Raw genomic sequence first — 21,424 nt, 5'->3', positions numbered from 1 at the left:
CCTAGGCCTCTCATTTATTTTTTACTTGGTCTGTGGGAGATGAAATGATCTTTCAATTTATCCAGACCGATATTCTCCTCGGGTTTGTCCAATTCAAACAACCAGACTTTACTGTTCATTATTTCGTCTAATTCTTTGGAATTGACTAAATCCAACGGTTTAACACGGTACTCCTTATCGATGGGGGCAGTTGGCTGGTGTGGGTGCTTACTGTGTTTTATGATTTGAATTTGGAAGGTTGGCCATTTACCCAAGTTGCTAAAGTTTGCCGAGTAAACCTGAACAAAATCTTTACGCATTATCTTCTCCGCAAAAAGACCGGTCCGTTTGGTCCCGGAGATTTCGGAGAGGCTTACCAAAATATCATATGACGTACGGTTTACGATAAAGAATTTTGCTAACCCTTCTTTTTGTTCGCCCTCAATAGCGAGAAAGATGCCTCGTTCGATGAATGGAGCATTGGGGGTTGGTGTACGCACCAAATCATCGTCTTCACGCTTCATGTTGCCATGTACCAAGGTTATTTTATTCTGAGGTACAGGAATCTCGAAGCCCGTTTCGTCTGTCACGCCAACGATATTATTAGCTTGGAAGGAGGTGATGTGTCCTTCAATAGGTTCGTCAACAAAACGAACTAAATCTCCTATTTTATATGTCATGTTCTTTATGTTATAGATGATCAACAATGTGTATTAATCGATCGATATCTGTCGTGTCGTTATATAGATGAAGACCTATGCGAATCCCGGTTCCGCGCGGAAAGCAACATACACCTTTTTCTATTAATTTTGGATATAGGTCGGGGTTTATTTGCAAATTAATGATGGATGACTTTATGTCTCTGTTCGCCGCGATGGGAAGCAACAACTGTCGTTCTTTAAATAAACCATATGCATGCGCACGTAAGGGATCTAGGTGTGTCTTTACGTGCTGTAAACCTAATCGTTGTAAGAATAATAATGATTGCTGCAACGTGCCATGACTGAGCGTATCTTGGTGTCCGGGTTCAAAATAAGTATGTAGTATGGTTTTATTTATCCACATCGTTTCCTGTGGTCTTTGTTTCTTTTTTGCGTCTTGGTAGATGGTATCTTCCATCGCGGAGCTGAGCATAATAAAGCCATTTCCAAAACCTGCCATGAGCCATTTGTATCCACTAGTACCTACGGCATCAAATCCTGAACTATCGAAGTCGAAGGGTTCAGTACCAATAAACTGTGTGCCATCCCCTATAATCAATAGGTTTGGAAAAGCTGCCTTTAGTTTTTTGATAAAGGAGAGGTCAATCTTTAAGCCACTTATATACTGGACCATGCTGATGGCTAATACGTCGGGCGCATCTGTTTCTATTTTATGCCAGAGATCTTCCTCTATCCGTTCGCTTATTTCCACTGTTTGGTAAGCAAAACCTCTACTTATGATGGGATAGTTCAAGGAAGGGTAATCACCCTCAATGATTAAAAATCGGCTATTCTTGGGTAGTCCTTCCAACAAAACATTGAAACCGAACGAAAAATTCGGCGTGCAATAAACACGTTTTGAATCCGTTCCGAAGCATGCCGCAATATCTTGACGCACATGTTGGATAAATTGAGGCTGCAAGTCCCGGAGATTACCCTCAGGAGCAAAAAAGGATGCTTCTCTTTCCGATCGCCAATGATAGTGACTCCTTGGCATGAGCCCGTTGCCTGGCGTGTTGATGTAAATCAGATGATCAGGGATATCAAAATGTGTTTTAAAGGGCATGGTCGTTTGTTTTTTGTTGTTGCAGGATCTCGTAATAGGTTTCTCCCGAAATAAACCCCGCCCCTAGTGAAGCGAGATGTTCGGTATATACTTGACAGTCTATGATATCGATACTTTGTTGTTGACAGAGATAAATGAAAGCGAGTTTGGAGGCATTACTTTGTTTAGCAAACATGCTCTCCCCACAAAAAACACGACCTATCTTAACCCCATAGAGACCGCCGACAAGCTTATTATTTTCATCGTATGTTTCTATGCTATGAGCAATGCCTTGGTGGTGTAACTGTATGTAGGCCTTTTGCATATCCGCTGTGATCCAAGTGCCATCTTGCCCCGAACGAGTCACAGTAGCGCAATGCTGTATTACAGCGGCAAAATTCGTGTTCTTTCGCACCGATAGTTTGGTGTTTCGCATAAACTGACGCATACTCTTGGATACTTTCAGTTGTGCGGGTTTCAAAACAAATCGTTCATGTGGCGCATACCAAAGGATGGGAGTGTCTTCCGAAAACCAAGGGAATATAGCGTGTTCGTAGGCGAGTAATAAGCGTTGGCTGGAAAGATCACCTCCGATAGCGAGAAGTCCATCTTCATCGGCTAAAGAAGGGTGTGGGAAAATCAGCTGATCGTCAAGTGCAAATGGCATGATAACAAATAGGGTTGAAACAAGACAACCAGATTAATCTGGTTGTCTTGTTTCTTTACTTATTTCGTCGAAGAGCTTATCCATATGCTCTACATATTCGTTGGTATCATCGAGGAAGAATTCGAGTTGAGGAACAATTCGCGCTTGGTTTTTAATGCGTGTGCCAAGTTTGAAACGTATCTCCGTTGTTTTTTTACGGATTTGTTCGAGGTCTTCTTTTGCTGTTTTCGTGTTCAAGAAACTTAAGTAAACGCGAGCAATTGCCAAATCTGGCGTTACTCTGACCTTTGTTACTGTAATAAAAGCGCCAGGCGCCCAGCTATTTCCCTCACGCTGAAAAAGTTCTGCTAAATCTTGCTGTATCACGCCTGCAAATCGTTGTTGTCTCTTGCTTTCTATTCCCATAGCTATTGTGTTTTTTGGGTGGTGTACACCGCATCGAAAACAAAGATAATAATTATTTTATTAGTAACTTTGTCTACTTATCGTAGACTATGGATTCAAATAAACCGAAGGTAGCCTTTATTACGGGCGTGACGGGCCAAGATGGCGCATATTTAGCGGAGTTTTTGCTGAGAAAGGGCTATATTGTTCACGGCTTGAAGAGACGTTCCTCGCTCTTTAATACCGATCGTATCGATCATATATATCAAGACCCACATCTGAGTAACCGTAATTTTATTTTGCATTACGGCGATCTGACTGATTCGACGAATTTGATCCGTATTATACAAGAAGTACAACCGGACGAAATATATAATTTAGCTGCACAATCCCATGTGAAGGTTAGTTTTGATACACCTGAATATACGGCGAATGCGGATGGAATTGGTACTTTACGTATTTTGGACGCCGTCCGTTTGCTCGGTTTGAAAGATAAGACGCGTGTCTACCAAGCTTCTACTTCAGAACTTTATGGTCTCGTTCAAGCTGTTCCGCAGAGTGAGACTACCCCTTTCTATCCACGAAGTCCTTATGCTGTCGCTAAGCTATACGGTTATTGGATTACGGTTAATTACCGGGAAGCCTATGGTATGTATGCTTGCAATGGTATTCTTTTTAACCATGAAAGCCCTGTTCGGGGCGAAACGTTCGTAACCCGTAAGATAACCCGTGCCGTGGCAAAGATTGCTTTAGGTTTGCAAGATAAGTTGTATTTGGGGAACCTTTCTGCACAGCGGGACTGGGGGCATGCCAAGGATTATGTAGAGGCTATGTGGTTGATGTTGCAACAAGATAAAGCCGAAGATTATGTAATCGCTACTGGCGTAACCACTACGGTTCGTGATTTTGTTCGGATGGCATTTGCCGAATTAGGCATTGAGGTCGAGTTTAGTGGGAAGGATGAAGCAGAAAAAGGGGTTATCATTGATTGCGATGAGGCGCGTTTACGTGAATTAGACATTCCTGTTGAAAATATTAAGCTGGGACAAACAGTTGTTAAGGTTGATGCACAGTATTTCCGTCCTACCGAAGTAGACTTGTTGATTGGGGATCCGACCAAAGCACATACCCAGTTGGGGTGGGCGCCAAAGTATGATTTACCCATGTTGTTGAAGGATATGGTTAACTCTGATTTGCAATTGATGCGGAAAGAAGAATATTTGAAGAAAGGTGGTTTCTCTGTGATGAATTATTTTGAATAAAAGTAGAATACAACCCCGCCTATTCTGTATTGGAATAGTTTTTGTTTAGGGATGATGAAGTTAGCGAAAAGCGAACAACTACTAATGAACGAAATGCAGAATCAAAATAAAGCTGATAATATTGATATACCTGGATTTATCCAACAAGACGTGGAAGAGCCGCAACAAAAGAAAGATAATTCAAAAATATATTTTTTCATCATAGCTATCGCAGCTCTTCTGGCAACGAATGTATACTTCTATATTAAGTATAAATCGTCTGGGGAAAAGTTGTATACAATAGCCATTCAGAAGCAGGATTTACAGATTGAAATTGATCGCATCGAAGCTGAATTAGATAATTTAGCAGCTTTGAAAGGCGGAGATCCTGATCTAGGATTGGAGAATTCTGAATTGCAAGCCCGCCAGATGATTAGTGAGCTGCGTCAAAAGCTGGATGGACAAACCATTACCGATGAGGATATCTACGATGCAAAACGGGAGGTGGCGAGACTAAAGGGAGATGTGTCTACCTTGAGGACTAGCCTGAATGAATTACGGGCAAAGAATGAAGTTCTTCAAAAGGAGAACGCTAATCTTTCTAACCAGGTCGTCGTGACGGATAAAAAAGTATCGTCATTGTCAGAAGAAAATACGGTGTTGAAAGATAAAGTGAATGCGGCATCTGCGCTTAAAGTTTCAAATATTCAAGTGATTGGGGTGTCAATTAATAAAAGAGATGTAATAGAAACTGAATCTCGGGCACGGCGGGTAGATAAACTACAAGTTCTGTTTTCAGTGGCAGATAATTCCCTGGCTCGCAAAGGCGATAAGGAAATCTTCGCGCGTGTTATAGACCCTTCCGGGAACCTCTTTGGAGATGCAAATAATCTCTTTTATGTACACGGAGAAAAACTGCAATATACCTTTAAGCAAATTATTAATTTCTCTAACAATGGCGAGGAATACCAGTTCTTATGGGGTACTGATAAGTTTAAAAAAGGTGCCTATACGATATTATTGTACTGCGATAATGCAATTATGGGTAGAGCCAGCGTGGTATTAAAATAATTTTTTTATTCTACTCGTATCTAGGCCGTAGTGGCCTTTCGCTTTTTAAGACTGTTTGCAAAATGACCCAAAGTGGTCATTTTTTTTGTAAATTGCCTAATCACAAAAAACTGATTATGAGTAGAAAATTAAGTGTAATCTTGGTCGCCCTGACTCTTACAGCGTGTAATCAAGGAAAAGTAATTGAACCCCGAGAAGAAATGGTATTGAAGCCTTATCCCAAAACAGAGAAGATAGACCAAAAAGATGTTTATTTCGGTACGACAGTAGAAGATCCATATCGTTGGTTGGAGGATGATCTCTCGGCGAATACGAAAGCCTGGGTAACGGCACAGAATGAGGTGACGCAAGACTATCTTGGTCAAATACCATATCGTGACGCTATCCAAAAGAGATTGGAAAGTTTATGGAACTATGCTAAAGAAACGGCTCCTTTTAAGGAAGGAGATTTCACCTATTTCTATAAGAACGATGGTTTACAAAATCAATATGTTTTGTATCGTAAGAAAGGTGATACAGGTACCGAAGAGGTTTTTCTAGATCCCAATAAGTTTTCTGAGGATGGCACCACCTCGTTGGCCGATATTTCATTTAGTAAAGATGGTTCTTTAGTTGCTTATCAGTTGTCAGAAGGAGGTTCTGATTGGCGTAAGGTCATTATTTTAAATGCGGCCGATAAAAGCGTTGTGGGAGATACTTTGGTTGATGTGAAGTTCTCCGGTTTAGCTTGGAAAGGAAACGAAGGTATTTACTATAGTAGCTACGACAAGCCTAAGGAAGGGTCAGCACTCTCAGCGATGACCGACCAGCATAAGTTGTATTTCCATAAATTAAATACACCACAGCAAGATGATCAACTAATTTTTGGAGGTGCCACGAAGCCACGTCGGTATGTTGGAGCGGGCTTAACGGAAGACGAGCGTTTTTTGGTTGTAAGCGCAGCTAATGCTACTTCCGGAAATGAATTGTATGTAAAGGACTTGACAAACCCTGCTGCTGATTTTGTTGCCGTGGTCGATAATATGGATAAGAACCATTCTATTATTGATAATGAAGGGTCTAAGTTGTTTATTTATACCGAGTTGAGCGCACCAAACGGGCGTGTGGTGACAACAGATTTTGCGCAACCACAACCTGCGAACTGGACCGATCTTATCAAAGAAACAGATCAGGTGCTATCCGCCTCTATTGGTGGAGGGAAGATCTTTGCAAACTACTTGAAAGATGCAACGTCGTTGGTGAAGCAATACAGTCGTGATGGAAAAATGGAACGTGAAATTGAACTTCCTGGGATAGGCTCCGCCGCTGGATTTGGTGCAAAACGTAACGATAAAGATTTGTATTATTCGTTCACGAATTATGTAAATCCGGGTACAATTTATAAATACACGATTGCGGATGGTAAATCGGAGGTATATAAGAAATCAGCTATTAATTTTGATCCATCACAGTACGAGTCGAAACAGGTTTTTTATACGTCGAAGGACGGTACGAAAGTTCCGATGATAATCACGTATAAAAAAGGTATTAAACTAGATGGGACAAATCCTACGATGCTTTATGGTTACGGCGGTTTTAATATTAGCCTTACACCTTCTTTCTCAACAAGCAACGTGATTTTACTGGAACAAGGTGGGGTGTATGCTGTAGCGAATTTGCGTGGTGGCGGTGAGTATGGTGAGAATTGGCATGTGGCCGGAACGAAATTGCAGAAGCAGAATGTATTTGATGATTTTATTGCCGCTGCGGAGTTTTTGATTAGCGAAAAATATACCTCTTCGGAACGTTTGGCAATCGCTGGTGGATCGAATGGAGGGTTGCTCGTAGGAGCTTGTATGACACAGCGTCCTGAGCTGTTCCAGGTGGCGTTTCCTGCAGTAGGGGTGTTGGATATGTTGCGTTATCATAAGTTTACAGCAGGAGCCGGTTGGGCTTTTGACTATGGAACGGCTGATGATAGCAAGGAGATGTTTGAGTATTTGTATAAGTATTCGCCTTATCACGCGTTAAAAGCTGGAACTTCCTATCCTGCTACCATGGTGTCTACCGCGGATCATGATGATCGTGTCGTACCTGCGCATTCTTTCAAATTTGCAGCGCGTCTGCAGGAATATCAAAAAGGAGCTAATCCAGTGCTTATCCGTATTGATACTAAAGCGGGGCACGGTGCGGGTAAATCCACGGCTATGGTCATTGCAGAGCAAACGGATAAATGGGCTTTTATGTTGCAAAATATGAAAGTTCCTTATAAGGAGATAAAATAAAGAAGAGCAAGTGAAAACGTGAATTAGGAAGGATGTATCATAGGGTGCATCCTTTTTTGTGCAATAATCAGAGCATGCTATGGCGCAGTGCATTATATTTTATTCGATTTTGGGCATGAAAAAAGCGTATCACAGGTCAGGATACGCTTCAGAACAAAATCAGTTTATAAATGGTTAGTCGTATTTTTTTAAGATTTAAGACCTCCGTCTATCAAATTTAGTTTTTACTCTTTGGTAAATAAAGTGTGAGTATTAACTCACTGTTCTCTATTTTTGTATTTTCCATTTCCCCTTTACGTCTACAAACATAGGTATATAAAGTCTCGGTGCAAAGACTTTTTTTTAAAAAAAGTAAGTGCTCACTTTTTTATTGTGTTTCCTGCGAGTTAACGCGGTTATTTATCTAGGGCTTTAGTAGTGTACTGATGATTAGGTTCTTCTGAAATACGCTATCGTTTGCGCTTTTTTTATTTTTTGGAAGAGACTCTTGCTTGCAGATTAATCGGTAACTGCTGTTTTAAAATAATTGTACACCCCCGCAATTTTGTCTATTTTTGTGCAGAAAACCGATAGACATGAAAATTTGGCAAAAAAACATTGACGTTGATTCCTTTGTAGAATCTTTTACGGTAGGTAACGATCGCGCGATGGATCTTCATTTAGCTGCGGCTGATGTGTTGGGTTCTTTAGCACATACCCGTATGTTGAATAGCATTGATTTAATGACAGATGAAGATTTAGCTGTTGTACAGAAAGAATTAAAAGCTATTTACAAGGAAGTCTTGGCGGGTAATTTTGTCATTGAAGATACGGTTGAGGATGTTCATTCCCAGGTGGAGATGTTGTTGACGCAGCGTGTCGGAGAGGCGGGCAAGAAGATACATGCAGGACGCTCCCGTAACGATCAGGTTTTGGTGGATCTGAAATTATATTTCCGTTCGGAGATCGAACATTTGGTCGGACAGGTGGAAAAACTTTTTGAGCAACTGCTCAAATTGAGTGAACAACATAAAAATGTATTACTGCCAGGGTATACGCACCTTCAAATTGCGATGCCCTCTTCTTTCGGTCTATGGTTTGGCGCTTATGCCGAAAGTTTAGTCGATGATTTGGAACTTCTAAAGGCGGCTTGGAAAGTATGTAATAAAAATCCACTCGGCTCGGCTGCAGGTTATGGTTCTTCTTTTCCGTTAAATCGTACCATGACAACGGAGCTTTTAGGCTTCGATGATCTGAATTATAATGTTGTTTATGCACAAATGGGACGCGGTAAAACAGAACGCATCTTAGCGCAAGGGATGAGCGCCGTGGCTGCTACATTGGCGAAGTTTGCTATGGATGCCTGTTTGTTCATTAATCAGAATTTTGGATTTATTTCTTTTCCGGCACACTTGACCACAGGCTCGAGTATTATGCCGCACAAGAAGAATCCGGATGTATTTGAACTCGTACGCGCGCGCTGTAATAAGATTCAGGCTCTGCCTAATGAGATTGCACTGATGACAACAAACCTTCCTTCAGGTTATCATCGTGATTTACAACTGCTGAAAGAAAACTTGTTCCCCGCTTTTCAATCGTTGAGCGATTGTCTGGAGATTTCTACGTTTATGCTGGAGCATATTACTATTAAGGATAATATTCTGGATGATGCTAAATATGATTACCTCTTTAGTGTAGAGGTCGTAAATAACGAAGTACTGAAAGGAGTGCCTTTTCGGGAGGCATATCGTCAGATAGGTTTGGATATTGATAACGGAACATTTAGACCGGCTAAAGAAGTGAATCATACACACGAAGGAAGTATTGGAAACCTATGCAACGATCAGATCCAACGGATGTTTGATGAGGTTAAAGGAGGTTTCGGCTTTCAAAAAGTGGAACAGGCGCTAACGGAGTTGGTGAAATAGAGCGATTAAAAAAATAAGTGTATAACAAAAAAGTGCGTGCTAATTAGCACGCACTTTTTTGTTATACTGCCATCTGTTTGGGGAAGTGCCATAGCACTAGTTCGTAACTTCCGGCCTTTCTCAAGCGGACATGAGCTACTAGCCTGCCTACGGTAGGCAAGCTCGCGCCAGCGATGGTTGCATCACATCACGCTAGTCCTTCACTTTCACTTAATGCGACTCTTTTTTTAGTGAAAAGCGATATTGTGTTTCGCTCTCAAAGATCATTCCTGGTTCCAAGACTACCGAAGGGAACTCCGGGTGGTTGGGGCTGTCAGGGAAATGTTGCGTCTCGAAACAAAAACCAGTGCGTGCTGTATAGCGTCCTCCTGATTTTCCAATGTCGTTGCCGGTTAAGAAGTTTCCTGTATACAGCTGAATGCCCGGTTCGGTTGTGTGGACATCAAGATGTATGCCGGTAGTGGCTGAAAAGGCTGTGGCGGCACAGCGCGATAAATTTTGTGTGTTTACAAAGGTGTGGTCATAGCCACTTCCTCGCTCCAGTTGCTCTTCGCCGTTGCTAATTTCATCCGCGATGCGTTTGCCCGTGCGAAAGTCAAATGCGGTTCCTTCGACTGGTGACATAAAGCCAAAGGGAATTTGCTGCTCATCGATGGGTAAGTAGTGCTCCGATGGAATTGTTAGTATATGATTGAGGATATCACTGTGTCCTTCTCCATTTAGATTAAAATATGCATGATTCGTCAGGTTGATTACCGTTTTTTTATCTGTCTCCGCTTTATATTTTATGATAATCATATTATCCTCGCTTAACTCATAGCAGATGCTTACCCGTAGATTTCCAGGAAAGCCTTCTTCGCCATCGCGGGAGCAATAATAGAAGTCAACACGTTTTTTGAATGATACCTGCCTATCCCATACCTTCGTATGGAAACCACCGGGGCCACCGTGAAGTGAGTTGGTGCCATTGTTCTGTGCAAGGGTGAATGTTTGGTCATCCAACCTGAATTTTCCATGGGCTATGCGGTTTGCAAAACGGCCGATGGTTGCACCATGGTACTGCTCATCAGCTTTTAAGTAATCCTGTATAGAATCGAATCCTAAAACCACATCCGTAAGATCTCCCGATTTGTTGGGAACCAAGATACTGACAATACGTGCACCATAATCAGTAAAGGCGACTTGCATACCACTTCTGTTGCGAAGGACAATCAAATGTGTGTTTTTACCATCAATTTTATGCTCGAAGTTCTTGGTGTCGGGGAGTCTATAGTGTGCCATGGTCTTTCGTATTTATGCTATAAATTTAACGAAAATAGCCTTCAAATGCAATTTAATCAGATTAGTTTGTTGATTGTAATGAAAACGGCATTTTGTAATTTAGTTTTTCGCGTGCATGATTCGGTGAATAGGGCAATCTCCATTACCTTCTTTTCAGTTGTTGGTAATTTTTACGTAACAGCGGTTTGAAAATCTTATCTTTGCTAGTAAGCAAAATTTACTTCTTACATGAATTGGAAACAGCTGCTTTCTGCAAAACGTTGGGGCTATGAGCATCGTGATGTTACCGATCCGCTTGATGCGCGGTCGGAGTTTCAACGGGATTATGATCGTTTAATTTTTTCATCGCCCTTTCGGAGGTTACAAAACAAAACGCAAGTCTTCCCATTACCTGGGGCTGTATTTGTGCATAATCGATTGACGCATAGTTTAGAGGTTGCCAGTGTTGGTCGCTCCTTAGGTCGTTTGTTCTATACGTTGATGAAACAGGAAGACCCTGAGCTAGATGAGAAATACCCGTTTCTACAGGAGGTCGGTAATATTATATCCGCTGCTTGTTTATCACATGATTTAGGAAATCCCGCATTTGGACATTCTGGAGAAGCGGCAATCTCTTCCTATTTTACACAAGGATCAGGACAGAAATACCGGGAGCAGGTGTCGGCAGAGCAGTGGGAGGATTTGACACATTTTGAGGGAAACGCCAACGCTCTTCGTATCTTGACACATCATTTCAATGGAAAAGATGAAAAAGGTTTTGCTTTAACATATGCCACCTTAGCAGCTATTGTGAAATACCCTTGTGCGGCTATTGATGGACATGTGAAAGGAAGCCATCACCGAAAGAAGTATGGTTTTTTTGCGGGTGAGAAGGATAGTTTTGAGAAAATTGCAAAAGAGTTGGGGTTAAAGCAAGACCCATCTAATCCGCGCTGTTACCTTAGACACCCTTTGGTTTATCTGGTTGAAGCTGCGGATGATATTTGTTATAATATTATCGATCTAGAGGATGCACATCATCTTAAGATCTTGTCATACAATGAAGTTGAAGAGTTGCTTTTACCTTTATGTGGCGGTGAGAACCTTCGTGCGCGATTGGATGGTTTGGCCGATAGTGGAAGCCGTGTGGAGCTACTGCGCGCCAAGGCGATCAATACGTTGATAAATGGTTGTGCGGAAGTATTTGTTAGGCATCAAGATAAATTACTGAGCGGAACATTCGAAAGTGCCTTAATGGATGCTTTGGATCCCGTGATCGTGGCGCAGATGAAAAAAATCGAAAAGCTATCGGTCGCACAGATATACAATGCACCGACGGTGGTACAGATCGAAATTGCAGGTTTTAAGGTGATGAACGCCTTGTTGGAAGAGTTTGTTCCTGCATACCTCAAGACAAACAAGACTTTGTTTGATAAGAAGTTAGTCGCTATGATTCCGGCGCAGTTCCATACGCAACGAGAAGATGCATACAGTAAGATCCGGGCAGTATTGGATTTTGTTTCGGGAATGACGGATGTTTATGCGGTTGATCTGTACCGTAAGATTAAAGGGATTTCGATTCCTTCGTTAGATTAACATAAGGTATTACGAATAAGAAAATAGTTGAGCACGATACGATGAAAGTAGTGATAGCTGAAAAGCCGTCGGTAGCGCGAGATTTGGCGCGTGTGATGGGGGCAAAAGAAGTGAAGGACGGTTATATTAGCGGTAACGGATATGCTTTTACCTATGCATTTGGACATTTGGTGCAGCTGTGTACACCGCAGGCGTATGGCTATGCCACATGGTCCGTCGGTAATTTGCCTATTATTCCCCAGGAATTCCGTCTTGAAGCGAAAAAAGTAAAACGTGATGGTAAGCAAATGGATGATGCGGGGGCGGTAAAGCAACTGAACACCATTAAAAAATTATTGGAGGAAGCCGAGGAGATTATCGTAGCAACGGATGCTGGGCGGGAGGGTGAGTTGATCTTCCGAAATATATATTACTATTTAAAATCCAATGTGCCCTTTAAGCGGTTGTGGATTTCTTCACAAACGGATAAAGCCATCAAAGAGGGGTTCGCGAAACTTAAAGAAGGGACGGAGTACGATAGCTTATATATGTCGGCACGGTCGCGGTCGGAGTCCGATTGGTTAATCGGAATTAATGCGACACAAGCATTGACTTTAGCCGCAGGAAATCGGGGCTTGTTGTCACTTGGGCGTGTTCAAACCCCGACGTTGGCGATGATTTGCTCGCGTTATTTAGAGAATAAAGATTTTAAGCCACAGGCTTTTTATAAGATACAAGCGGGATTTGAAAAGGATAATATCTCCTTCAAGGCGACTTCTAACCGGATCGATAAAAAGGAAGATGCCGAGGATACGGTAGCTAAGATTACCGTAGGTTCGGAGGCTAAGGTGGTCAAGGTGGAAGCAAAGGAGACGAAAGAACCACCTCCACTATTGTTTGACCTGACATCACTGCAGCAGGATGCCAATAAGAAATATGGGTATTCTGCGGACCAAACTTTAACGATTGCGCAGACACTGTATGAGAAAAAGGTGATTACCTATCCGCGTACGGGATCGCGTTATATTGGGGAAGATGTTTTTGAAAAGATCGATGAGCTGTTTCAGCATCTCGCGGATACAGCAGAGGAAGGAATCGCTACGATATCGAAAAACTTGGTGGGGGCCAAGCTGAACAAGCGGTCGGTCGATGATAAGAAAGTAACAGATCACCATGCTTTATTGGTTACTGAAGAGAAACCTGGACCGATGCCGAAAGATCAGCAGCATATCTATAATATGATTGCTAAGCGTATGGTGGAGAGTTTTTCGGAGGTTTGTCTTAAAGACATTACAACCGTGACTATTGATGCACAGGGGGTTGAGCTTATTGCGAAGGGAACGGTAATCCGCCAGTATGGATGGCGCCTTTCTGCCGATCAGGTGGAGCTCCCTGATGAAGATAAAAATAATGACGATCAGGATAATGAAAATGCGCAACTGCCTAAATTAACGGCGGAAGAGTTGCTGGAAGTCTTGACGTTAGAGTTGACGGAACGTTTCACCAAAGCAAAGCCTATACATACGGAAGCTTCTTTGTTGAAGGCCATGGAAACCTCGGGTAAAGAGATTGACGATGAGGAGATGCGCCAAGCCATGAAGGATTGTGGTTTGGGAACGCCGGCAACACGTGCAGCGACGATTGAAACGCTATTTCAACGGGATTACATTAAAAGGGATAAAAAGAAGCTGATCCCAACAGAGAAGGGATTAGCGGTCTATAACCTGGTAAAAGATCGATCGATAGCGAAAGTGACCCTGACCGGTAAATGGGAACAGAAGCTGGAGGAAATGCGTGCAAATAAGGTGTCGTACGATGTGTTTATGAAACATATCAAGGATTACACGGAGCGCATCACGAAAGAATTGCTGCAATTACGGATTGCGATTCAGCATGAGGAATTAAAGCCACAGCAAAAAGGGAAGATCAAGTGCCCTAAATGTCAGCCCGGACAAATACAACTGTACGATAAGGTGGCGCAATGTGACCACTATGCACGAGGTTGCGACTTCAAGATTTGGCGCACTTTGCACGGGGTGCTTTTAGAGGAAAAGGAGATGAAAAATCTCTTGGAAAAAGGGCGGACTTCGGTCTTAAAAGGAGTGCAGCCTAAAGCTGGAACTTTCACCGAAGCAGCCTTGGTTTTTCAGGATTTTAAAGTGAACATAGCTGCACTTTAAGCCTGTTTATACCGCTATGTTTAATATTGCATATAAAAGCAAATTTATCTAAGTTTACGCTTTACTAAAATCAAAATACATTGGCAAAAGAGAAGAAACAAACCCCTTTGATGCAACAATATAACACCATTAAGGCGAAGTATCCAGGTGCTTTATTGCTGTTTCGGGTAGGGGATTTTTATGAAACTTTTGGAGAGGATGCAATTAAGGCTGCCGGAATTTTGGGCATTGTCTTAACAAAACGTGGAAATGGTTCAGAGTCGGAGACGGCACTAGCTGGTTTTCCGCATCACTCTTTGGAGACGTACTTACCTAAACTCGTACGTGCGGGCCAACGTGTTGCGATCTGCGATCAGCTGGAAGATCCAAAACAAACAAAGACTATTGTAAAACGGGGTGTGACCGAATTGGTGACGCCGGGGGTCTCCTATAGCGACAACATTGTACAGCAGAAATCAAACAATTACCTGGCATCGATTTTTGGTGAGAAAGGGCAATATGGTATTTCTTTTTTAGATATTTCCACGGGTGAGTTTTCGGTCGCGCAAGGGAGCGAGAGTTACATCGATAAACTGTTGCAGGGGTTTAAACCCACTGAGGTTATACTTCCCAAAAAGCAATATAAAGATTTTGTAGAACATTTCGGTTCTAACTATTATACATACACGTTGGATGAATGGCCGTATACAGGTGATTATGCAACAGAGGCTCTTTTAAAGCATTTCGAGGTCAATTCCATGAAGGGCTTTGGCATCGAACGGATGAATCTTGGTATTGTGGCTGCCGGGGTGGCGCTGCATTATCTGAATGAGACGGAACATCGTAACTTACAACATATATCGAATGTCTCGCGGATCGAAGAGGACCGCTTTATGTGGTTGGATCGTTTTACCATACGTAATCTAGAATTGATCGGTTCGGCCAATGAAAATGCGACAACATTAGCTGATGTTTTAGATCAAACCTCCTCTCCGATGGGGGCGCGCTTGCTCAAGCGTTGGATTGTGATGCCGTTGAAAGATCTTAAATCCATTCAAGAGCGTCTCGATGTAGTGGACTATTTCTTGTCGCATAAAGATTTGCGGGATTCGTTGATTCAGGAAATCAAACAAGTAGGAGACTTAGAGCGATTGATCTCGAAAATTGGTCTTCAGAAAGCTAATCCGCGCGAGATTACACAGCTAAAGCGTGCACTCTATGCGGTAGAAAAACTGAAGGTTTTGGCGAATATTGAAGACTCGGAACCTTTACGGATGATCGCCGATCAGTTGAATGTATGCGAGGTTATCCGAACGAAAATTGAAACTACCATTCAGGCAGAACCTCCCGTTGCTTTAAACAAAGGTAATGTGATTGCCGATGGAGTCGATGAGGCGCTGGATAAGTTACGTAAAGTAGCGTTTGGTGGAAAAGATTACTTGTTGGAAATACAGCGACGCGAGGCGGAAGCTACGGGAATCCCATCGTTGAAAATCGCTTTTAATAATGTGTTTGGTTATTATTTGGAAGTGACCAATACGCATAAAGATAAGGTGCCTGAAGGTTGGATTCGTAAGCAGACTTTGGTCAATGCAGAGCGATATATAACAGAAGAGTTAAAGGAATATGAGGAGCAAATCCTAGGCGCAGAAGAAAAGATACAGGTTATTGAAAATCGCATCTATGCAGAGCTCATGGTTGATATCGCAGAATACATCAAGCCTATTCAGCTCAATGCCCAGCTTATTGCAAAGTTAGATGTGCTGTTGAATTTCGCTGTTATTGCAGAGAAGAACTATTACATCAAGCCTGAAGTAAGTAACAGTAAGGTATTGGATATTAAGGGAGGACGCCACCCTGTGATTGAACGGAATCTTCCGATTGGAGAAGACTATATTACGAATGATACCTTTTTAGATCCTGAAACGCAGCAGATTATTATTATCACAGGACCTAACATGGCCGGTAAGTCGGCTTTGTTACGACAGACGGGATTGATCGTTTTGATGGCACAGATTGGTTCTTTTGTTCCGGCAAAGGAAGCTTATATCGGTTTGGTTGATAAGATTTTTACGCGGGTAGGCGCTTCGGATAATTTGTCGTCTGGAGAATCTACTTTTATGGTGGAGATGAATGAAACGGCAAGCATCATGAACAACCTGTCAGATCGTTCGTTGATTTTATTGGATGAGATTGGTCGTGGTACAAGCACGTATGATGGTATCTCGATCGCATGGGCGATTGCGGAATTCTTGCATAATCATCCTGCGGCGCGTGCAAAGACATTGTTTGCGACACATTATCATGAGCTTAATGAACTGACTAATTCGATGAACCGTATCAAGAACTATAATGTCACGGTCAAGGAGATGAATAACAAAGTCATCTTCTTGCGTAAGCTGGTTCCAGGCGGCTCCGAACATAGTTTTGGTATTCATGTCGCGAAATTGGCGGGGATGCCCCCAAAACTTATCGGTCGCGCCGGCGAAATTTTGAAACGATTGGAGCAGGAGCGGACTGGTGGGGAGCAGATCAAAGATAGTATGCGTAAGATTCAAAAACAGGCGTATCAGTTGCAGATGTTTTCTATTGATGATCCTGTTTTGAGTAAGATACGGGATATGCTTAATAATTTAGATGTTAATACCTTGACGCCCGTAGAGGCTTTAATGAAGCTGGATGAGATTCAACGCTTGTTGAAGCATTAAAGTTATCGCGGGAATTGTTGGGGTACCCCAATCCTACACGGAGCCTGCCGGCCGGAGCTAGGCAGGCTCAAATACCATGAAAATTGTCCTTCTAAAACCTGAAGAATACTTGCAAGCTACCGTAATTGGGCTGAATGCTTGTTAACAGGTTATTGTCCCAGTTGTAAGGCACATAATTGTATGCCGCTTCTAGGCCGATATATTTCTTTCCACCCAAATGATGCATGGCCGCAAAGCCAACAGAGCTACGCATCGTATTGACGTTGTTGTATTTTATGTTGGAGCCATAATTTTCATCGCCCCAGTAGTCTCCACCAGTATCTTCACTCAATCCAGTGCCTGTAGACTCCCAATAAAGCCCAACTTTTGGATAGAGGATAAACTTATAATTATCGAACACTTTGTAACCCAATGTGCCACCAAAACTATAGCTTGCGCTCGAGTTGACATCTTCTGTATTGCCATACAGTAAGTAATCAAAGTTTCGATCGTTACTATTGATACGGACACGGATACCTAACTCGTAGAGAACGGCGGATGATATTTTGGAAGAGAACATGAATCCGAAAACAGGATTGCTCTTAAATACGGGGTTGGATCCTGTTAATGGTGTTTCTATACCGGCATAAATACTAAATCCGGAACGATCTCTATCTGTATAGTTGGTTCTGATTTTTTGAATAGCACTTGCTTGAGGTGTTGCGGTCTGCTTTTCGTAAGATTGATAAAAGCTATCAATGTCATCGGCAAATAGAAAGGCAATTTGTTTTTCAGAATCACGCAGACTAAATGCTGTCGACTGAAGCAAAGCCCGTGCTTTTAATCGAACGAGAGAGTCTATGGGGTGATTTAAAGGCACGTAGTTGAAGTCTGCTTTATTCTCCCTATAAATCTGTGCATATTTTGTTTCAACACTATAATCCCACCGCATGACCAACACGTCGTGATATTTTTTATCTAAATAGTCTTGGATGAGTTTTTCAGTATGTTGACGTTCAATCAATGCGCGAAGAATGCGTAAACGTTGCGTGAATTCATTTTGACCACAGACGCCTTCTATTGTTGCGAGTGTAGGTTCAAGCGCTGCATAGTCATTTTTTGTTACCATGGGACCGATTTTGTCCAAGGCAATTTTTGTTATCTGTTCACAATCTTGCCACGTTTTATCTGTTGCTGCTGTCGACAGAAAAGAGAAACCGGTGATGTAGAGGAGAATAAGGTAGAATCTAGACATAATTTGTATGTTACCGCCAAATTAGGAATTTTTATTGGTTTATAAAACGTTGTCGATTTTAGGAGCGAAATTTAACATTATCTTTGCATATGGGTTCTGTTTTTCGATTTAAGCAGTTTGAAGTGGATCAAGGAGCATGCGCGATGAAAATTAATACCGATGGCGTATTATTGGGAGCGGTGGCCGATCAGCAAAAGGTAGCGTATGTTTTGGATATAGGTACGGGGACAGGAGTAATTGCGTTGATGTTGGCGCAGCAGTATCCCGAAGCACGTATTGATGCGGTTGAAGTGGATGAAATCGCTGCTCGGCAAGCGGAGCAGAATTTTGCGACGGCACCTTTTCCGAATCAGATGAAAGTATTTCATACTTCATTTGAAAATTTTAGACCGGAATATACGTATGATCTTATTGTTTCTAATCCACCCTTTTATACAAAATCATTGCATAATCCGGACGACAGAAAGCGCCTGGCAAGACATGCCGATGAGTTGTTTTTTGAAAAACTGGTTTGTTTTGTTGCTGATTATTTGTCGCCTAATGGTGTGTTTCAGTGTATAGTTCCTTCAGAATTAGCGGATTGGATTGGAGCTGCTTTGCTGCCAGGAAAGGGATTGTTTGTACACGAAGTGACGGCCATATCTTCCTTTAAAGGATCAGATGTTATTCGTAAGATTTTGAAAGTCGGTTATTTGCCGATTGCGACAGTCCGCAAAGAACTGTTTATTTATGAAAGTAAGGGCGTCTATTCGCCGCAGTACAAAAAGTTGTTGCAGTCTTTCTTTTTAGCGTTTTAGTTCAAATAGGTGCTAAAATAGAACGTAAGTAGACAGGAGCCACAGGCTGGTTATCCGCAAGTGAGTCGCCTACTATTCGTATGCCACGCTCATTATGTAATGAAGAGTTAAAAAAATACAATGAAGAAAATAGGTTTATTATCAGATACTCACAGCTATTTAGACGACGCGGTGTTTAAGCATTTCGATGGGTGTGATGAAGTGTGGCATGCAGGCGATTTTGGTTCATTGGAGATTGTCGAAAAGCTTTCTACTTTTAAACCGTTTAAAGGTGTTTACGGTAATATCGATGGTAAAGATATACGTGTATCCTGTCCCGAACATCAGCGTTTTTCGTGTGAAGGCGTGGATGTATGGATGACGCATATTGGAGGGTATCCAGGACGGTATTCACCGTTGGTGAAACCTGAAATTATGATAAACCCGCCTAAATTATTTATTTGCGGACATTCCCATATTCTGAAGGTTCAGTTTGATCCCAAGCTACAGTTGTTACATTTGAACCCGGGTGCGGCAGGAAAACATGGATGGCATAAAGTACGTACCTTGATGCGTTTTGTAATTGATGGCGATAAAATCGAAAAATTAGAAGTAATCGAGCTTGGTGAACGGTAGTTCAAGAATTTCTATAAACTGTCGCGTACATCCAGAAGAAACCCTTTCAGTTTCTCTAAAGAATCAATGACCCGTTGGTTTTCCTTTACCTCATTTTTATTGGAACGTAAATAGTCGCGTGCACCCTGCAAGGTATACCCCTTGTCTTTTACTAGACTAAAGATAATCTTAAGGTTGGCAATATCATCTTGGGTAAAGAGTCGATTCCCTTTTTTGTTCTTTTTGGGTTGAAGAATATCAAACTCTCGCTCATAAAAACGTATTTGGGAAGCGTTGACGTTGAACATCTCGGTCACTTCACCCATGGTATAGTATAACTTGTTTATTTCGCGTTCTTTGTACGGCATAGTTTAAATTCTGCTTTAACAAACTTAGATAAATTTGCCTTTATATGCAATACGAATGTATGGATAAAAGATTTTTATTGTGTAAACTTACTTCTGTATTGGATTGCATTATGAAAGGTAAGATTATTGTCAGTAAGTTTTGGACTAATTTTTTGTCGGGTCGAAGAGCGGCGGCGATAACTATTTTTCCATTCATATTGATTATCGATAAGTCTTTTCGGTATGATCGCGTTCTTGTGAATCATGAACGTATACATTTATCGCAAGCTTTGGAGCTCCTGATTGTTCCTTTTTATGTGTGGTATTTCACAGAATTTTTACTTCACTATATTCGAATCAGAGATTTTAAACAAGCCTATTTACGTATTTCCTTTGAGCGGGAGGCTTACCGCAATGAATCGAATCTGCAGTATTTGAAGACACGTAAGTTTTGGGCTTTTACAGCATATTTTAATAGCAACAACGTTTAGGAAAAAAAATAGAGCCACATAATATGTGACTCTATTGATATACTTTGTTTCAGCAGTACACTACTTTACAAGACGTAAGTAGGCCGCTACTTTTTCTTTTAGTTTTCTTCGGTCAACAATAAAATCTAGGAATCCGTGCTCCAAAACAAACTCAGATGTTTGGAATCCCTTAGGTAGGTCTTTTTTGATTGTTTCTTTAATTACCCGCGGGCCGGCAAAACCGATTAAAGCTCCAGGTTCTGCGATATTGATATCCCCTAACATTGCATATGAAGCCGTTACCCCACCCGTTGTAGGATCTGTCAATAGACAGATGTAGGGAATTTGAGCTTTCGCTAATAAGGCTAGCTTGGCAGATGTTTTCGCCATTTGCATTAAAGAAAATGCAGCTTCCATCATACGTGCGCCACCTGATTTCGAGATCAGCATGAACGGGATTCTGTGTTCGATACAATAATCGATAGAGCGTGCAATCTTTTCTCCAACAACGGATCCCATTGATCCACCAATAAAGTTGAAATCCATACAAGCAATAACGATGTCTTGTCCATCCATTTTACCATGGCCACTGCGGATTGCATCTTTTAGTCCTGTTTTTGCTTGGCTGTCAGCTAGACGTACAGGATATGGCTTGGTGTCTGAAAATTTAAGGGGATCTCCCGATGTAAGGTTCGGAAACAATTCCGTGAAATTGTTGTCGTCAAAAAGGATGGAAAAATAAGCTGAAGAACCGATACGGATATGATAGTCGCAATATTGGCAAACATACTTGTTTTCAATTTGCTCACTATTTAATAGAGGCTTCTTACAGTTCGGACATTTATTCCACATCCCGTCAGGTGCTTCCTTTTTATTTTCTGTTGCAGTATTGATTCCTGCTTTGTTTCTTTTAAACCAACTCATGCTTTTTCGTTAATTCGGACTACAAAGAAACAAAAAATATCGTACAAAGTGCAAAGTAGTTCGTAGTTAGTACACAAAGTAGTTCGTGCGGAGTGCC

The 21,424-nt window shown here is 41.8% G+C and carries 18 protein-coding genes; 10 read left to right on the top strand and 8 right to left on the bottom strand.

Annotated elements, in window-relative coordinates:
• Nucleotides 1-14: 14 nt before the first annotated feature.
• The 4 genes from E2P86_RS15750 to rbfA are packed head-to-tail and all read right to left on the bottom strand — an operon-like array spanning nt 15 to nt 2,797.
• A complete protein-coding gene (locus E2P86_RS15750; protein ID WP_134433714.1) occupies nt 15-659 on the bottom strand; it encodes a hypothetical protein in 645 nt (214 codons plus the stop codon).
• Nucleotides 660-669: 10 nt separating this feature from the next.
• Nucleotides 670-1,746 carry an aminotransferase class V-fold PLP-dependent enzyme gene (locus E2P86_RS15745; RefSeq protein WP_134433713.1) on the bottom strand — a complete coding sequence of 359 codons (1,077 nt, stop codon included), beginning with the start codon at nt 1,744-1,746 and terminating at the stop codon, nt 670-672.
• The gene (gene aat, locus E2P86_RS15740; protein WP_134433712.1) at nt 1,736-2,392 is read right to left on the bottom strand and encodes a leucyl/phenylalanyl-tRNA--protein transferase; all 657 of its coding nucleotides are present in this window, start codon (nt 2,390-2,392) and stop codon (nt 1,736-1,738) included. Before aat ends, E2P86_RS15745 begins: the two co-directional genes overlap by 11 nt.
• 33 nt (nt 2,393-2,425) lie before the next feature.
• Nucleotides 2,426-2,797 (bottom strand): 30S ribosome-binding factor RbfA, encoded by a 372-nt coding sequence (rbfA, locus tag E2P86_RS15735; RefSeq protein WP_085473146.1) that lies wholly within the window; start codon nt 2,795-2,797, stop codon nt 2,426-2,428.
• An 89-nt stretch (nt 2,798-2,886) separates the two neighbouring features.
• On the opposite strand from rbfA, the gene gmd reads away from it, so the two are divergent.
• From gmd to argH, 4 genes are all read left to right on the top strand, one after another.
• Nucleotides 2,887-4,038, top strand: a complete 1,152-nt coding sequence (gmd, locus tag E2P86_RS15730) for a GDP-mannose 4,6-dehydratase (RefSeq protein WP_134433711.1) — start codon at nt 2,887-2,889, stop codon at nt 4,036-4,038.
• Nucleotides 4,039-4,089: 51 nt separating this feature from the next.
• Nucleotides 4,090-5,088, top strand: a complete 999-nt coding sequence (locus E2P86_RS15725; RefSeq protein WP_240775527.1) for a hypothetical protein — start codon at nt 4,090-4,092, stop codon at nt 5,086-5,088.
• Nucleotides 5,089-5,204: 116 nt separating this feature from the next.
• Nucleotides 5,205-7,352 (top strand): prolyl oligopeptidase family serine peptidase, encoded by a 2,148-nt coding sequence (locus E2P86_RS15720; RefSeq protein WP_206367974.1) that lies wholly within the window; start codon nt 5,205-5,207, stop codon nt 7,350-7,352.
• A gap of 575 nt (nt 7,353-7,927) precedes the next feature.
• Nucleotides 7,928-9,259, top strand: a complete 1,332-nt coding sequence (gene argH, locus E2P86_RS15715) for an argininosuccinate lyase (protein WP_134433710.1) — start codon at nt 7,928-7,930, stop codon at nt 9,257-9,259.
• Nucleotides 9,260-9,469: 210 nt separating this feature from the next.
• On the opposite strand, the gene E2P86_RS15710 is transcribed toward argH, so the two are convergent.
• The gene (locus E2P86_RS15710; protein ID WP_134433709.1) at nt 9,470-10,540 is read right to left on the bottom strand and encodes an aldose epimerase family protein; all 1,071 of its coding nucleotides are present in this window, start codon (nt 10,538-10,540) and stop codon (nt 9,470-9,472) included.
• 228 nt (nt 10,541-10,768) lie between these two features.
• Between E2P86_RS15710 and E2P86_RS15705 the strand changes: the two genes are divergently transcribed.
• From E2P86_RS15705 to mutS, 3 genes are all read left to right on the top strand, one after another.
• Complete coding sequence (locus E2P86_RS15705) at nt 10,769-12,115, top strand: deoxyguanosinetriphosphate triphosphohydrolase (protein WP_085473142.1); 1,347 nt, start codon at nt 10,769-10,771, stop codon at nt 12,113-12,115.
• A gap of 41 nt (nt 12,116-12,156) precedes the next feature.
• A complete protein-coding gene (locus tag E2P86_RS15700) occupies nt 12,157-14,274 on the top strand; it encodes a type IA DNA topoisomerase (protein ID WP_134433708.1) in 2,118 nt (705 codons plus the stop codon).
• Between the two features lie 80 nt (nt 14,275-14,354).
• The gene (gene mutS, locus E2P86_RS15695) at nt 14,355-16,961 is read left to right on the top strand and encodes a DNA mismatch repair protein MutS (RefSeq protein ID WP_085473140.1); all 2,607 of its coding nucleotides are present in this window, start codon (nt 14,355-14,357) and stop codon (nt 16,959-16,961) included.
• A 91-nt stretch (nt 16,962-17,052) separates the two neighbouring features.
• Here mutS and E2P86_RS15690 read toward each other — a convergent pair whose 3' ends face one another.
• A complete protein-coding gene (locus E2P86_RS15690) occupies nt 17,053-18,195 on the bottom strand; it encodes a hypothetical protein (protein ID WP_134433707.1) in 1,143 nt (380 codons plus the stop codon).
• A gap of 89 nt (nt 18,196-18,284) precedes the next feature.
• Here E2P86_RS15690 and E2P86_RS15685 point away from each other — a divergent pair, with 89 nt between their 5' ends.
• Both E2P86_RS15685 and E2P86_RS15680 read left to right on the top strand, forming a co-directional pair.
• The gene (locus tag E2P86_RS15685; protein ID WP_134433706.1) at nt 18,285-18,992 is read left to right on the top strand and encodes a tRNA1(Val) (adenine(37)-N6)-methyltransferase; all 708 of its coding nucleotides are present in this window, start codon (nt 18,285-18,287) and stop codon (nt 18,990-18,992) included.
• A gap of 120 nt (nt 18,993-19,112) precedes the next feature.
• Nucleotides 19,113-19,607, top strand: coding sequence for a metallophosphoesterase family protein (locus tag E2P86_RS15680; RefSeq protein WP_134433705.1), 495 nt, complete (start codon nt 19,113-19,115; stop codon nt 19,605-19,607).
• Between the two features lie 11 nt (nt 19,608-19,618).
• On the opposite strand, the gene E2P86_RS15675 is transcribed toward E2P86_RS15680, so the two are convergent.
• Nucleotides 19,619-19,954 carry a MerR family transcriptional regulator gene (locus E2P86_RS15675; RefSeq protein ID WP_085473136.1) on the bottom strand — a complete coding sequence of 112 codons (336 nt, stop codon included), beginning with the start codon at nt 19,952-19,954 and terminating at the stop codon, nt 19,619-19,621.
• Nucleotides 19,955-20,013: 59 nt separating this feature from the next.
• Here E2P86_RS15675 and E2P86_RS15670 point away from each other — a divergent pair, with 59 nt between their 5' ends.
• Nucleotides 20,014-20,424 (top strand): hypothetical protein, encoded by a 411-nt coding sequence (locus E2P86_RS15670; RefSeq protein ID WP_240775526.1) that lies wholly within the window; start codon nt 20,014-20,016, stop codon nt 20,422-20,424.
• A 60-nt stretch (nt 20,425-20,484) separates the two neighbouring features.
• Here the strand turns inward: E2P86_RS15670 and accD are convergent, their stop codons facing one another.
• Nucleotides 20,485-21,327: an acetyl-CoA carboxylase, carboxyltransferase subunit beta gene (gene accD / locus E2P86_RS15665; protein WP_085473134.1), complete on the bottom strand. Its 843-nt coding sequence runs from the start codon at nt 21,325-21,327 to the stop codon at nt 20,485-20,487.
• Nucleotides 21,328-21,424 lie beyond the last annotated feature (97 nt).

This window comes from Sphingobacterium psychroaquaticum, from assembly GCF_004421025.1.
GTDB lineage: Bacteria > Bacteroidota > Bacteroidia > Sphingobacteriales > Sphingobacteriaceae > Sphingobacterium > Sphingobacterium psychroaquaticum.
Note: the sequence above shows the minus strand (reverse complement) of the source record. Positions and strands in the feature narration are given on the sequence as shown.

Bases quoted from the DNA above. Each gene is read 5' to 3' on its own strand.
- E2P86_RS15750 (WP_134433714.1), bottom strand. From the start codon at position 659: ATGACATATAAAATAGGAGATTTAGTTCGTTTTGTTGACGAACCTATT.
- E2P86_RS15745 (WP_134433713.1), bottom strand. From the start codon at position 1,746: ATGCCCTTTAAAACACATTTTGATATCCCTGATCATCTGATTTACATC.
- aat (WP_134433712.1), bottom strand. From the start codon at position 2,392: ATGCCATTTGCACTTGACGATCAGCTGATTTTCCCACACCCTTCTTTA.
- rbfA (WP_085473146.1), bottom strand. From the start codon at position 2,797: ATGGGAATAGAAAGCAAGAGACAACAACGATTTGCAGGCGTGATACAG.
- gmd (WP_134433711.1), top strand. From the start codon at position 2,887: ATGGATTCAAATAAACCGAAGGTAGCCTTTATTACGGGCGTGACGGGC.
- E2P86_RS15725 (WP_240775527.1), top strand. From the start codon at position 4,090: ATGATGAAGTTAGCGAAAAGCGAACAACTACTAATGAACGAAATGCAG.
- E2P86_RS15720 (WP_206367974.1), top strand. From the start codon at position 5,205: ATGAGTAGAAAATTAAGTGTAATCTTGGTCGCCCTGACTCTTACAGCG.
- argH (WP_134433710.1), top strand. From the start codon at position 7,928: ATGAAAATTTGGCAAAAAAACATTGACGTTGATTCCTTTGTAGAATCT.
- E2P86_RS15710 (WP_134433709.1), bottom strand. From the start codon at position 10,540: ATGGCACACTATAGACTCCCCGACACCAAGAACTTCGAGCATAAAATT.
- E2P86_RS15705 (WP_085473142.1), top strand. From the start codon at position 10,769: ATGAATTGGAAACAGCTGCTTTCTGCAAAACGTTGGGGCTATGAGCAT.
- E2P86_RS15700 (WP_134433708.1), top strand. From the start codon at position 12,157: ATGAAAGTAGTGATAGCTGAAAAGCCGTCGGTAGCGCGAGATTTGGCG.
- E2P86_RS15690 (WP_134433707.1), bottom strand. From the start codon at position 18,195: ATGTCTAGATTCTACCTTATTCTCCTCTACATCACCGGTTTCTCTTTT.
- E2P86_RS15685 (WP_134433706.1), top strand. From the start codon at position 18,285: ATGGGTTCTGTTTTTCGATTTAAGCAGTTTGAAGTGGATCAAGGAGCA.
- E2P86_RS15680 (WP_134433705.1), top strand. From the start codon at position 19,113: ATGAAGAAAATAGGTTTATTATCAGATACTCACAGCTATTTAGACGAC.
- E2P86_RS15675 (WP_085473136.1), bottom strand. From the start codon at position 19,954: ATGCCGTACAAAGAACGCGAAATAAACAAGTTATACTATACCATGGGT.
- E2P86_RS15670 (WP_240775526.1), top strand. From the start codon at position 20,014: ATGGATAAAAGATTTTTATTGTGTAAACTTACTTCTGTATTGGATTGC.
- accD (WP_085473134.1), bottom strand. From the start codon at position 21,327: ATGAGTTGGTTTAAAAGAAACAAAGCAGGAATCAATACTGCAACAGAA.